Origin of the sequence: Janthinobacterium lyxosi (assembly GCF_051380665.1) — a bacterium.
GTDB lineage: Bacteria > Pseudomonadota > Gammaproteobacteria > Burkholderiales > Burkholderiaceae_D > Janthinobacterium.
The window spans coordinates 151106-163127 of sequence record NZ_JBNYXM010000014.1 but is presented as its reverse complement, the minus strand read 5'-3'; the positions used below and the strand labels follow the sequence as shown (position 1 = coordinate 163127).

The window sequence follows — 12022 nt, the reverse complement described above, 5'->3', positions numbered from 1 at the left end:
GTGCGGATATACAACCAGGAACGGCCGCATATGGCCCTGCAATACAAAACGCCCGATGCGGTGCATCGGGCGTTCTAACAGCAATAAATACTGTCAACCTATTTTAGGACTGGACATGCACTCCATGGCGGAGTGCGCTCAGGCTTACGCTCTTACTTCTTCGGCACGGCAGTGCCTTCCGGCAAGGCATACGCGATCAGGGTGTCGCTCATCTTCGTGCCCAGCGAACCGTGGCCGCCGGCCATGATGACGACGAACTGGCGTCCCGACTTGTTCGAGACATAGCTCATCGGCGTAGCCTGGCCGCCGGCTGGCAGGCGGGCTTTCCAGATCACTTTACCGTTGCTGACATCGTAGCCTCGGATGTAGTAGTCGAGCGTGCTGCTGAGGAAGGTCACGCCGCCACCCGTGGTGACCATGCCGCCCAGGCTGGGCACGCCCAGTGGCAGGGGAATCGGCACGGGACCGCTATCGCGCGTGGTGCCGTTCTTGTGCATCCACACTTTTTTCATGGTGCGCAGGTCGACGGCGGCCACATAGCCCCACGGCGGTGCCTGGCATGGGAAACCCAGCGGCGACAAAAAGGCCTTGATTTCCACGGCAAACGGGACGCCCGTCTGTGGCTGCAAGCCCATTTCGCCACCGGTGCCGCCCTTGGCCGTGGTCTCGGCGCGCGGCACGAGTTTTTCCAGGAAGCCCATGTAGTCGGGATTGACGATCAACAACTGGCGCACGGGGTCGATGGCGGCGCCGCCCCATTCGAAGATGCCCAGCGGGCCCGGCGAGATGACGGCGCCCTTGCCAGCCGTTTGCGGCGTGAACGGGCCTTCATAGCGGCGTTCCTTGAAGATGATGCGGCAAGCGAGCTGGTCGAACGGCGTCGTGCCCCACATGTCCGCTTCGCCGATATTGCGTTCAGGCAAGAAGGTCAGGGCCGAGAACGGCTGCGTGGGCGACAGGGTGTCGCCAGCGGCAGGATTGCTCGTTGGTACGGGTTTTTCCGGCGCCGGCACGACCAGGCTGCCATCGCGGCGATCGATCACATAGATGTCGCCGCGTTTTGTCGTGGCCACGACCGATGGAACTTTGCCTTTCGGCGTGTCGATGTCGACCAGCGAAGGTTGGCCGCCGATATCCATGTCCCAGATATCGTGGTGCACGGTCTGGTAAGCCCAGCGCACTTTACCGGTCGCCAGGTCCAGCGCGACGATGGCGCTGTTGAATTTCTCGCCATTTTTGTTGCGGTTGCCGCCCCAGGTATCGGGGGTTTCATTGCCCATCGGAATGTACACCATGCCCAGTTTTTCATCGATGCTGGCCACGCCCCAGGAATTGGGCGAATTGTTGGTGTAGTTCTTGCCTTCAGGGAAGGGCTTGGTATCTTCCGGCGTGGCGGGGTCCCAGTTCCACAGCAGCTTGCCGGTGACGGGATCGTAGCCGCGGATCACGCCCGATGGCTCTTGTGTCGAATGGTTGTCCGTCACGCTGGCGGCGATCACGGCCACGTTTTGCGCCACGGCCGGCGGCGAAGTTGGCATCAGGAAACCGCGCTTGATCATGGCCATGTTTTTATACAGGTTGACGACGCCGTTGTTGCCAAAGCTCTTGCACGACTCGCCCGTATCGGCGTTGACGGCGATCATGGTGCCGTCCATGGTCGGCGCCAGGATGCGGCGCGGGCATTCCATGCTGGCAGCTTCGGGTGCCGGATTGTTCTTGGTGCGGCCCGCGTTGACGTCCCAGTACGCTACGCCGCGGCAGATCATGTGCTGGTAGCTGGCCGCATCGCGGTTGATCTTCGGATCGTGACGCCAGATTTCCTTGCCCGTGTCCGGATTCAGGGCGATGACGATATTGTGTGGCGTGCACAGGTACAGCATGTCATTGACCTTCAGCGGCGTGACTTCGTTGGCGATCTCGCCCGGGTCGTTCGGACCCTTGAAGTCGCCCGTGTGGTAGGTCCAGGCTTCTTTCAGACCAGAAATATTGGCCGGCGTGATTTGCGCTGCCGGGGCATAGCGGTCGCCATAGCCGGAACGGCCATACGCGGACCAGTCGTTGTGCTCGACGCCGGGCGCCAGGGCGCCGGTGGCCGTGGCCGCCATGTTTTCGGCAGGCACCTCGCCATGCAGGTCATGGTAGTCCTGGAACAGGGCGATGACGCCGGCGAGGACGGTCAGGGCCACGGCGGCGCTCAAGGCCATCTTGCCCACTTGCGGCTGTTTCGCTACGGCGGGTGGCGCCAGGCGGCGGCTGACGAAGGGCAGCAGCAGCCAGACGGCGGCGGCAAACCAGATGTCGAGGCGCGGCAGCAATTGCCACCAGTCGAATTTCACTTCGATGACGGACCAGATGAGGGTGGCGAGCAGCAGCAGCGCCATGAACGGTTGCGCGCTGCGCTTGCCCTGGAACACCAGCACGCCTGCGATCAGCATGCCTATGCCGGCCAGCAAGTAGTACCAGGAGCCGCCGAGCGTGGCCAGCCAGATGCCGCCGCCCAGCAGGGCGAGGCCAAACAGAATGAAAATAACGCCGGTGACCTTTAATAAAGGCCCGGACCGGAAAGAGGGAATCATCATATTCCTTTTTGCAAGGATTTATCGGTGGCGCGTTGAAAGTGCCATATTGAATTCAGGGAAGGCGTCGATTGCAGAATATACAAAGTTTGGAATCACCAGAATGTGATAGTTTATCAGAATTGTTGATTGTCTTCTGGTCGTGCCATTTTTTGGTGGGGCCGCTATTTGAATCAAATGAATACTTCAAATAAAAACAAATATTATGCTGGATGAGGAGTTTATCGGGCTGGCAGGTCGCCTGCGGGGAATGGTCGGGGGGTATTGAAATGGCAGCGTCATAATGGGGGATGCAAGGTGGGGAGAATAATGGAAGACTGTTGTTATAAGTGGCTGCAAAAAATGCAATGCCGTTCATGATAACCATGTTTGTGGAATGGTGATATTGAAATGAGAATGCGAAGATATTCCGCCGACATTAATTCAAGGTGACGGTAGTATTACTTAAGTGTTTCTGCTTATTATTTCCGGCAGCCTGTTTATTCTCTCGCTGACAGGCTGCGCGTGCCTGTGGGCTGTGCATGGCACTGTTGTTGGCGTGAGGCGCAAATCGCAGGCGGGCCGCTGCTGCATCGCACAAGCTGCCTGTACTTCGCTATAATTACGCGGTTAAAACACCATCCGCTAATGAGGAACCCCATGAGTTTGAATAACGTCTCTTCCGGCCGCGACCTGCCGAACGATTTCAACGTCGTCATCGAAATCCCGATGAATGCCGATCCGATCAAGTACGAAGTCGACAAGGAAAGCGGCGCGATTTTCGTCGATCGCTTCATGGGTACCGCCATGCATTACCCGTGCAACTACGGCTACGTGCCGAACACCCTGTCGCCGGATGGCGATCCGGTCGACGTGCTGGTCATCACCCCGTTCCCGCTGATCCCGGGCGTGGTCGTGCGCTGCCGTCCTATCGGCGTGCTGAAAATGACCGACGAGTCGGGCGAAGACGCGAAAGTGCTGGCCGTGCCAGTCGACAAGGTCCTGTCGATCTATAGCCACTGGCAAAAGCCGGAAGACTTGAACGAACTGCGTTTGCGCCAGATCCAGCATTTCTTTGAGCACTACAAAGATCTGGAAAAAGGCAAATGGGTCAAGATCGACGGCTGGTATGGTCCTGAAGTGGCCAAGGAAGAAATCCTGAACGGCGTCGCCGCGTTCAAGGCTGATGCCGAAAAAGCATAAGAACACCCAGTAAAAAAACGCTCCCCGCCAGCAGGCCGGGAGCGTTTTTTTTATGCGCGAAACGGACTGTGCTCGTTCAATTCATCGAGGTAGGCATCGATGCCGCCCCGTTCGCGTTCGAGGAAGCGTTGTACGGCGTCGGCAAAGGCCGGGTGCGCCAGCCAGTGGGCGGACCAGGTCTTTTGCGGCAGGAAGCCGCGCGCCATCTTGTGCTCGCCCTGGGCGCCCCCTTCGAAGGTGGCGATGCCGTTGGCGATGCAAAACTCCAGCGGCTGGTAATACGCCGTCTCGAAATGCAGACAGGGTACGTGCTCGAGCGCGCCCCAATAGCGGCCATACAGGGTGTCAGCTGTATGGATCACCAGCGAGGCGGCAATGGCCCGGCCTTCGCGCTCGGCGATCACCAGTAAAATGTTTTGCGGCATGCTGGCACCGATGCGGCGGAAGAACTCCAGGCTTAAGTACGGCGACGAGCGATGTTCCGCATAGGTATTGCTGTAGCAGCGGTGGAATAGTTGCCAGTCGGCCTCAACAGCATCCACCCCGCGCACCTGGCGCAGCGTCACGCCCGCGTCCTGTACCTTGCGCCGCTCGGCGCGGATATTCTTGCGCTTCTTGTGTTCCAGGGTGGCGAGGAATTGCTCGAAATCCGCGTAGCCGGGATTGAACCAGTGAAACTGCACGCCACTACGCATCAGGTAGCCGGCTTGCGCCAGCTGGCGCGCCTCGCTCTCCGGCGGGAACAGGATGTGGCAGGACGAGACGGCGCTGGCTTGCTGCTGTGCCTGCAGGAAGGCCAGCAGGGCCGCGCGGGCCTCGCCATCGCGGGCCAGCAAGCGCGTGCCGCTGACGGGCGTGAACGGTATCGCGGACAACAGTTTCGGGTAATATTCAAGGCCATGCTGCTGATAGGCCTCGGCCCAGGCCCAGTCGAACACGTATTCGCCATACGAGTGCAGTTTCAGGTACAGGGGCAGGGCGGCGGCCAGCGCATCGCCTTGCCACAGCACCAGGTAATTCGGCTGCCAGCCCGTGTCTGCGCTGGCGCAACCGGACTCGTGCAGTGCGTGTAAAAAGGCGTAGGAAAGGAAGGGAGTGGCATCCGCCTGGCTTGCCAGTAGTTCAGACCAGGCCGCTTCGCCAATTTCAGCCAGGGTAGAGACGATAGCCGTGCGATAATTCATTGTTGTAGTGTGCATTCATCACTCTCGGGGCGCCGCCGTCGGCCTGCGCGCCCCTGTCTTGTTTAATAGAACGAAATATCCATCATCATCATGACAGTCAAAGTCGCAATTGCTCAAATGAATAGTACGGTCGGCGATCTGGCCGGCAACCGTGCCAAGATCTTCGACCTTTCCCGCCGCGCCTTTGAAGCGGGCGCCGATATCGTGCTCACGCCGGAACTGTCGCTGGTCGGCTATCCACCCGAGGACCTGTTACTGCGCAATGCATTCTACGCAAAAACGCAGGAAGCGTTTGCGGGGCTGGCCTTGGAGCTGGCCCAGTTCAAGGATTTGCACGTGGTGGTGGGCTTGCCCCTGCAGGATGAGAAGGGCCTGCGCCACAATGCCGCCTCCGTGCTGCTCAATGGCGAAGTGCTGGGCACCTACCGCAAGCACGACTTGCCGAACACGACCGTGTTCGATGAAAAGCGTTACTTTACGTCGTCGGACCAGGCTTTCGTGTTTGGCGTGAAGGGTGTGCGCTTCGGCATCAATATCTGCGAAGACACGTGGTTCGAGCACGCGCCGATGCGCGCCCGCGCGGCCGGCGCGCAAGTGCTGTTGGTGCCGAACGGCTCGCCGTACCACATGAACAAGCAGCATTTGCGCTATGAAACCATGCGCCAGAATGTCAGCGCGCAAGGCATGGCCCTGGTCTACGCCAACCTGGTCGGTGGCCAGGATGAACTGATTTTCGATGGCGACTCGTTCGTCATGGATGCGGCCGGCACGATGTGCGCCCAGCTGCGCCATTTCGAAGAAGACTTGCAGCTGGTCGAGTTCGCCGGCGCCACGCCCGTGCCGCAGCCGCTGGCCGCGCCGTTGACAACGGAGGCGCAGGTGTACCAGGCGCTGGTGCTGGGCGTGCGCGACTACATAGTCAAGAACGGCTTCCCGGGCGTGCTGATCGGCATGTCGGGCGGCGTCGATTCCGCCCTGACCCTGGCCATCGCCGTCGATGCGCTGGGCGCCGACAAGGTGCGCGCCGTGATGATGCCGTCGCAATTTACGGCCGATATCTCGTGGATCGATTCGCGCGACATGGTAAAACGCCTCAATGTGCGCTACGATGAAATTCCGATCAAGCAAACCTTGGACGCCTTCCGCGCTACCCTGGCTGACGAGTTCGCCGGACTGGCGGAAGACGCGACGGAAGAAAACATCCAGGCGCGCATCCGTGGCACCCTGCTGATGGCCCTGTCGAACAAGCATGGCAGCATCGTGTTGACGACCGGTAACAAGAGCGAGATGGCGGTTGGCTATTGCACTCTGTACGGCGACATGGCGGGCGGCTTTGCCGTCATCAAGGATATCGCCAAGACCCTGGTGTACCGCCTGTGCGCCTGGCGCAACAGTATCTCAAGCGTGATTCCCGAGCGCATCCTGACGCGCGGACCGTCGGCCGAGCTGCGCGCCGACCAGCTGGACCAGGATTCCTTGCCGCCATACGACGTACTCGACGGCATCATGCAGCTGTACATGGAAGAAAACCGGCCGATCGCCGAAATTGTCGAGGCTGGCTACCCGCCGGCCGATGTGGCCCGGGTCACGCGCCTGATCAAGATCAATGAATACAAGCGGCGCCAGTCGCCGGTGGGCATCCGCGTCACGCACCGTGGCTTCGGCCGCGACTGGCGTTATCCGATTACCTCCAAGTTTTACGAATAAGCAGCCATCTGTCCACAATCCAACAATTTTAAGGAGTAGCCATGAAACAGATTACCGCCATCATCAAACCATTCAAGCTAGATGAAGTACGCGAGGCCCTGGCCGATGTGAACGTGACGGGCTTGACCGTGACGGAAGTGAAGGGCTTTGGCCGCCAGAAGGGCCATACCGAGCTGTACCGTGGTGCCGAGTACGTGGTCGACTTCTTGCCGAAAGTCAAAGTCGAAGTGGTGGTGGACGATAGCGTGTCGGAGCTGGTGGTCGACGCCATCATCAAGGCAGCCCGCACGGGCAAGATCGGCGACGGCAAGATCTTCGTGCGCGACGTGGAACAGGTCATCCGCATCCGTACAGGCGAGACGGGCCCAGACGCGGTGTAAGTGTTCCGGCTTGGGCCGCTGATTTTCAGCGCCCCAGCCGCATGTCGAATTTCCAGCATATCAGGCGCAAGATCGTGATGCCGCTGGCGCTGGTCCACAGCGCGAAGTCATGCTCGGCGCCGAAGTGCATTTGCAGCAGGTAGGCCCAGCATCCGAAGAAGGCGCAGATGGCGTACGGTTTGCCGTCGCGAAACACCATCGGAACCTCGTTGCAGACAATGTCGCGCATCACGCCGCCAAAAATCCCCGTAATTACCCCCATCATGGACGCGATGAAGAGCGGCATCCCGGCGCGCGTCGCTTCGGCCACGCCCGCGATGGCGAACATGCCCAGGCCAATGGCGTCGGCCACGATGATCAGGCGTTCCGAGACGATCTGGCGCAAATGCTGGATCAATGGCGCGGCCGTCAGGGCCAGCACGAAGATGAGAATGGCGTATTCCTGGTGCGAAACCCAGAACAGGGGCCGCTTGTCGAGCAGGATGTCGCGCAAAGTCCCCCCGCCAAACGCCGTGATGAACGCCACGACGAACACGCCGACGAGGTCCATGCGCTTGCGGCGCGCTTCGATGAAACCGGAAAACGCGCCCACCAGGATAGCGATGACCTCGATGATCTTGATCAGCGAGCCAGGCGGCAATTGGGGTGGCATCATGGGCGGAGCGCTAGGACAGGAAATAATTGTCACAGGTTAACATGACACGGCCCCGAATGGTGACAAACGGGGCCGTGTGCAGTGCGGAACTTGTTATTGAATTGTGATCTTGCTGTCAAGGCTAGCGGATGGGCTGCAGGGCCGCTGAAAGTAAAACTACCAGCGCGCCATCGCCCCCTTCGGAGCGGCGCGCCTGGCAAAAGGCGATGACTTCATCCTTTTGCACGAGCCAGCTGTGCACCATCGATTTCAAGACCGGTTCCTGGCCTTTCGAGCCGAAACCCTTGCCGTGGATCACGCGCACACAGCGCAGCTTGCGCCGCGTCGCATGGCTGAGAAAGGCGCCGATGCCGTCGCGCGCCTCGTCGCGGCGCAAGCCGTGCAAGTCCAGCTCATCCTGGATGGGCCAGTGGCCCTTGCGCATCTTCTTCACCACGTCCGGTCCCACGCCGGGGCGGGCGTAATTCAGGGCCGGATCGTTTTCCAGGTAATGGTCGACCTCGAACAAGTCCGATAGCGACTCGCGCAGCACGGCCGCATCGTCCTCGTCCGGCGTCAGCTTGCGCGCCGGCTGCTGGGCGCTTGTCGCGCCCGCCTTGGGCAGGCTGGGCACGTAGCGGTCCGACTCGGGCAGGCGCTTGACGCCGCCGATGCTGGCCTTGAACAGATTGCTCTCCACGGCCTGCACCTTGACTTGCTGGACGCGCTCAGCCGCGGCTTGCGCGCGCGCGTCCGCTTGCTCCTTGAGCTGCTTGCTGACCGCTTTCAGGTCGGCAAAGTCTTTCATCGACGCCATGCGACGCTTACTCCTGGCCTTCCAGGTAGCGCTGGGCATCCAGTGCTGCCATGCAACCCGTGCCGGCGCTGGTGATGGCCTGGCGGTAGATATGGTCTTGCACGTCGCCAGCGGCGAACACGCCCGGCGCGCTGGTGGCGGTGGCCATGCCTTCCAGGCCCGTCTTGGTCTTGATGTAGCCGTTGTGCATTTCCAGCTGGCCTTCGAAGATGCCCGTGTTCGGCTTGTGACCGATGGCGATGAACACGCCATGCGCGCTCAACGCTTCGACCTTGCCGTCGATGGTCGATTTGATGTTCAGGCCCGTCACGCCGCCTTCGTTGCCCGTCACTTCGTCCAAAGTGTGGTTATATTTCAACACGATCTTGCCTTCGGCAACCTTGGCATTCAGGCGGTCGATCAGGATGGCTTCGGCGCGGAACTTGTCGCGGCGGTGGATCAGGGTGACTTTATTGGCGATGTTCGACAGGTACAGCGCTTCTTCGACGGCCGTATTGCCACCGCCGACGACGGCTACTTCCTGGTTGCGGTAGAAGAAACCATCGCAGGTGGCGCAGGCGGACACGCCCTTGCCCATGAATTGCGCTTCCGATGGCAGGCCCAGGTATTGCGCGGACGCGCCCGTGGCGATGATCAGCGTGTCGCACGTGTATTCGTGGCTGTCACCCTTCAGGCGGATCGGTTTTTCGTTGAGGAAGGTGGTGTGGATGTGGTCAAACACGATTTCCGTATTGAAACGCTCGGCGTGCTGCAGCAAGCGCTGCATCAGGTCCGGGCCTTGCACGCCCATCGGGTCGCCGGGCCAGTTTTCCACGTCGGTGGTGGTCATCAGCTGGCCACCCTGTTCCACACCGGTGACCAGCATCGGGTTCAGGTTGGCGCGGGCGGCGTAGACGGCGGCGCTGTAGCCGGCTGGGCCGGAGCCGAGGATCAAAACGCGGGCGTGTTTGGTAGTGGTCATGGGAGGCTTCTCTATGAGTGGGGTCTATCCGAATTGGGGACATACGCGCGAAGAACAAGGGTGTATTGCGCTTGCGCAAGCAATCCCGAATTATAGACCAAGCCGCCTGTAGCGACGAATCGTGGGGCCGCCCAGGGCATATATGGCTTAGAATACTTCCTTATTATGGGAAATTCCCTTTCAGAAACATTTTTCACCTTGCAGCGCTTCCCAGAATGACTAAACCAGCCCAGGCCAATCAAAATAGCTACACCCGTAAACCGGTCGAACGCCGGCCCCTGCCCAACCGGCTGGTGCGGCTGCTGTCCGAGGCGCGCTGGTTCGCGCTGGCCGCGTTCGCCCTGTATTTCGTGCTGATCCTGGCCAGCTTCAACAAGCTCGACCCAGGCTGGTCGCACGCCACCAACGTCGACAAGGTGGCCAACCTCGGTGGCAAGCTGGGCGCCACCTTCTCCGATTTGTTGCTGTATATCTTCGGCTTTTCCGCCTGGTGGTGGTGCGTGTGGCTGCTGCGCACGGTGTGGAATGGCTATCGCCGCCTGAGCCGCCGCTTTCTGCTGGAAGAGGAAGAGGTGGAGCGCGAGCACCATGTCGAGATGCTGATCCGCATCGTCGGCTTCTCCATCATGCTGATCGGCAGCATGGGCCTGGAATACCTGCGCATGGCGAAAAGCCTGCACGTGCAGTTGCCGCGCGAGCCGGGCGGCGTGCTGGGCCAGCTGGTGGGGCACTCGGCCCACGTGGCCTTCGGTTTCACGGGTGCCACCTTGCTGCTGCTGTTGCTGTTCGGCCTGGGCTTTTCCCTGTTCTTCCATGTGTCCTGGCTGCAAGTGGCCGAGCGCATCGGCGGCGCCATCGAAGACGCCTTCAACTGGTTCGTGCTGCGCTACCAGGACCGCGAAGACCGCCGCCAGGGCGAAGTGGCTGCCGTGCGCCGTGACGAGGTGGTGGTGATCGAGCGGGCCAAGCACGTGGAAAAACATGTGGCCGCGCCGCCGATGAAGATCGAGCCGCAAGTCGTGACGGTGGTGAAATCGGAGCGCGTGGAAAAGGAGCGCCAGGCCCATTTGTTCGAGGGACTCGGCGATGGCAAGTTGCCGCCTTTGTCGCTGCTCGATGAAGCGCCGCCCGTGGTGGAGACGGTCTCCGTGGAAACCCTGGAATTCACGAGCCGCCTGATCGAAAAGAAATTGTCCGACTTTGGCGTGGATGCCAAGGTAGTGGTCGCTTACCCCGGCCCTGTCGTCACGCGTTACGAAATCGAGCCGGCCACGGGCGTCAAGGGCAGCCAGATCGTGGGCCTGGCGCGCGACCTGGCCCGTTCGCTGTCGCTGACGTCGATCCGCGTGGTGGAAACCATTCCCGGCAAGAATTACATGGCGCTGGAGCTGCCGAATAGTAAACGCCAGATCGTGCGCCTGACGGAAATCCTCGGCTCCAAGGTCTACAACGATGGCGTGTCCAGCCTGACGATTGCGCTGGGCAAGGATATCGCCGGCAAGCCCGTCGTGGCCGACCTGGCCAAGATGCCCCACTTGTTGGTGGCCGGTACCACCGGTTCCGGTAAATCGGTCGGCATCAACGCGACGATTTTGTCGCTGCTGTACAAGTCCGACCCGCTCGACGTGCGCCTGATCCTGATCGATCCGAAGATGCTGGAAATGTCCGTCTACGAAGGCATTCCGCATTTGCTGGCGCCCGTCGTCACCGACATGCGCCAGGCGGGTCACGCGCTGAATTGGGCCGTAAACGAGATGGAACGCCGCTACAAGCTGATGAGCAAGATGGGCGTGCGTAACCTGGCCGGCTATAACGCGAAGATTGCCGACGCGAAAAAACGCGAAGAACACATTCCGAATCCGTTCAGCCTGACGCCGGATTCGCCCGAGCCGCTGGAAAAGCTGCCAACCATCGTCATCATCATCGACGAGTTAGCCGATTTGATGATGGTGGTGGGTAAAAAAGTCGAGGAATTGATCGCGCGTATCGCGCAAAAGGCGCGTGCCGCTGGTTTACACTTGATTCTGGCCACGCAGCGCCCATCTGTAGACGTGATCACGGGTTTGATCAAGGCCAACATTCCCACGCGTATCGCCTTCCAGGTATCGTCGAAGATCGACTCGCGCACCATTCTCGACCAGATGGGGGCGGAAGCGCTGCTGGGCATGGGCGACATGCTGTACATGCCGCCCGGTACCGGTTTGCCGATGCGTGTGCACGGCGCGTTTGTTTCCGATGAGGAAGTCCACAGAGTCGTCAGCTATTTGAAGCTGCAGGGCGAACCGAATTACATCGAGGGCATCCTCGAAGGCGGCACCCTGGAAGGCGATGGCGCCGAAGGCGGCGCGCCGGGCGAGGGTGGCGGCGAGGCCGATGCCTTGTACGACCAGGCGGTAGCGGTGGTGCTGAAAAACCGCCGCGCCTCGATTTCGCTGGTGCAGCGACATTTGCGCATCGGCTACAACCGCGCCGCCCGTCTGCTCGAGCAGATGGAGCAGAGCGGGGTGGTATCAACCATGCAATCCAATGGCAACCGGGAAATCCTGGTGCCGGCGGCCAGTGCCGAACAAGGGTAAACAGA

Annotated in this window: 10 protein-coding genes; 5 read left to right on the top strand and 5 right to left on the bottom strand. The window is 60.5% G+C overall.

The genetic code is table 11. The annotated features are described in order from the left end of the window. The coding region (locus ACQ4WP_RS17110; protein WP_436522667.1) for an integrase core domain-containing protein at positions 1 to 78 on the top strand (78 nt) is incomplete at its 5' end. A 74-nt stretch (positions 79 to 152) separates the two neighbouring features. On the opposite strand, the gene ACQ4WP_RS17105 is transcribed toward ACQ4WP_RS17110, so the two are convergent. Continuing rightward, a complete protein-coding gene (locus tag ACQ4WP_RS17105) occupies positions 153 to 2579 on the bottom strand; it encodes a membrane-bound PQQ-dependent dehydrogenase, glucose/quinate/shikimate family (RefSeq protein ID WP_436522645.1) in 2427 nt (808 codons plus the stop codon). Between the two features lie 636 nt (positions 2580 to 3215). On the opposite strand from ACQ4WP_RS17105, the gene ppa reads away from it, so the two are divergent. Continuing rightward, positions 3216 to 3758 carry an inorganic diphosphatase gene (ppa, locus tag ACQ4WP_RS17100; protein ID WP_436522643.1) on the top strand — a complete coding sequence of 181 codons (543 nt, stop codon included), beginning with the start codon at positions 3216 to 3218 and terminating at the stop codon, positions 3756 to 3758. A gap of 50 nt (positions 3759 to 3808) precedes the next feature. Here ppa and ACQ4WP_RS17095 read toward each other — a convergent pair whose 3' ends face one another. Continuing rightward, the gene (locus ACQ4WP_RS17095) at positions 3809 to 4942 is read right to left on the bottom strand and encodes a GNAT family N-acetyltransferase (protein ID WP_436522665.1); all 1134 of its coding nucleotides are present in this window, start codon (positions 4940 to 4942) and stop codon (positions 3809 to 3811) included. Positions 4943 to 5032: 90 nt separating this feature from the next. Between ACQ4WP_RS17095 and ACQ4WP_RS17090 the strand changes: the two genes are divergently transcribed. Together ACQ4WP_RS17090 and ACQ4WP_RS17085 are read left to right on the top strand one after the other, a co-directional pair. Continuing rightward, positions 5033 to 6649: an NAD+ synthase gene (locus ACQ4WP_RS17090; protein WP_436522641.1), complete on the top strand. Its 1617-nt coding sequence runs from the start codon at positions 5033 to 5035 to the stop codon at positions 6647 to 6649. Between the two features lie 41 nt (positions 6650 to 6690). Beyond that, positions 6691 to 7029 (top strand): P-II family nitrogen regulator, encoded by a 339-nt coding sequence (locus tag ACQ4WP_RS17085; protein WP_034758685.1) that lies wholly within the window; start codon positions 6691 to 6693, stop codon positions 7027 to 7029. Positions 7030 to 7054: 25 nt separating this feature from the next. Here the strand turns inward: ACQ4WP_RS17085 and ACQ4WP_RS17080 are convergent, their stop codons facing one another. From ACQ4WP_RS17080 to trxB, 3 genes are all read right to left on the bottom strand, one after another. Beyond that, entirely contained in the window at positions 7055 to 7684 is a 630-nt protein-coding gene (locus ACQ4WP_RS17080) for a trimeric intracellular cation channel family protein (RefSeq protein WP_099393029.1), read from the bottom strand. A 121-nt stretch (positions 7685 to 7805) separates the two neighbouring features. After that, positions 7806 to 8480, bottom strand: a complete 675-nt coding sequence (locus ACQ4WP_RS17075) for a Smr/MutS family protein (protein ID WP_436522638.1) — start codon at positions 8478 to 8480, stop codon at positions 7806 to 7808. 7 nt (positions 8481 to 8487) lie between these two features. After that, positions 8488 to 9441 (bottom strand): thioredoxin-disulfide reductase, encoded by a 954-nt coding sequence (trxB, locus tag ACQ4WP_RS17070; RefSeq protein ID WP_436522636.1) that lies wholly within the window; start codon positions 9439 to 9441, stop codon positions 8488 to 8490. A 215-nt stretch (positions 9442 to 9656) separates the two neighbouring features. Here trxB and ACQ4WP_RS17065 point away from each other — a divergent pair, with 215 nt between their 5' ends. Beyond that, positions 9657 to 12017 carry a DNA translocase FtsK gene (locus ACQ4WP_RS17065; RefSeq protein ID WP_436522634.1) on the top strand — a complete coding sequence of 787 codons (2361 nt, stop codon included), beginning with the start codon at positions 9657 to 9659 and terminating at the stop codon, positions 12015 to 12017. The last annotated feature ends 5 nt before the right edge of the window (positions 12018 to 12022 follow it).

Coding starts and splice junctions, on each gene's coding strand:
- ACQ4WP_RS17075 (WP_436522638.1), bottom strand. CDS start 8,480: ATGGCGTCGATGAAAGACTTTGCCGACCTGAAAGCGGTCAGCAAGCAG.
- ACQ4WP_RS17080 (WP_099393029.1), bottom strand. CDS start 7,684: ATGATGCCACCCCAATTGCCGCCTGGCTCGCTGATCAAGATCATCGAG.
- ACQ4WP_RS17090 (WP_436522641.1), top strand. CDS start 5,033: ATGACAGTCAAAGTCGCAATTGCTCAAATGAATAGTACGGTCGGCGAT.
- trxB (WP_436522636.1), bottom strand. CDS start 9,441: ATGACCACTACCAAACACGCCCGCGTTTTGATCCTCGGCTCCGGCCCA.
- ACQ4WP_RS17065 (WP_436522634.1), top strand. CDS start 9,657: ATGACTAAACCAGCCCAGGCCAATCAAAATAGCTACACCCGTAAACCG.
- ACQ4WP_RS17095 (WP_436522665.1), bottom strand. CDS start 4,942: ATGAATTATCGCACGGCTATCGTCTCTACCCTGGCTGAAATTGGCGAA.
- ACQ4WP_RS17105 (WP_436522645.1), bottom strand. CDS start 2,579: ATGATGATTCCCTCTTTCCGGTCCGGGCCTTTATTAAAGGTCACCGGC.
- ppa (WP_436522643.1), top strand. CDS start 3,216: ATGAGTTTGAATAACGTCTCTTCCGGCCGCGACCTGCCGAACGATTTC.
- ACQ4WP_RS17085 (WP_034758685.1), top strand. CDS start 6,691: ATGAAACAGATTACCGCCATCATCAAACCATTCAAGCTAGATGAAGTA.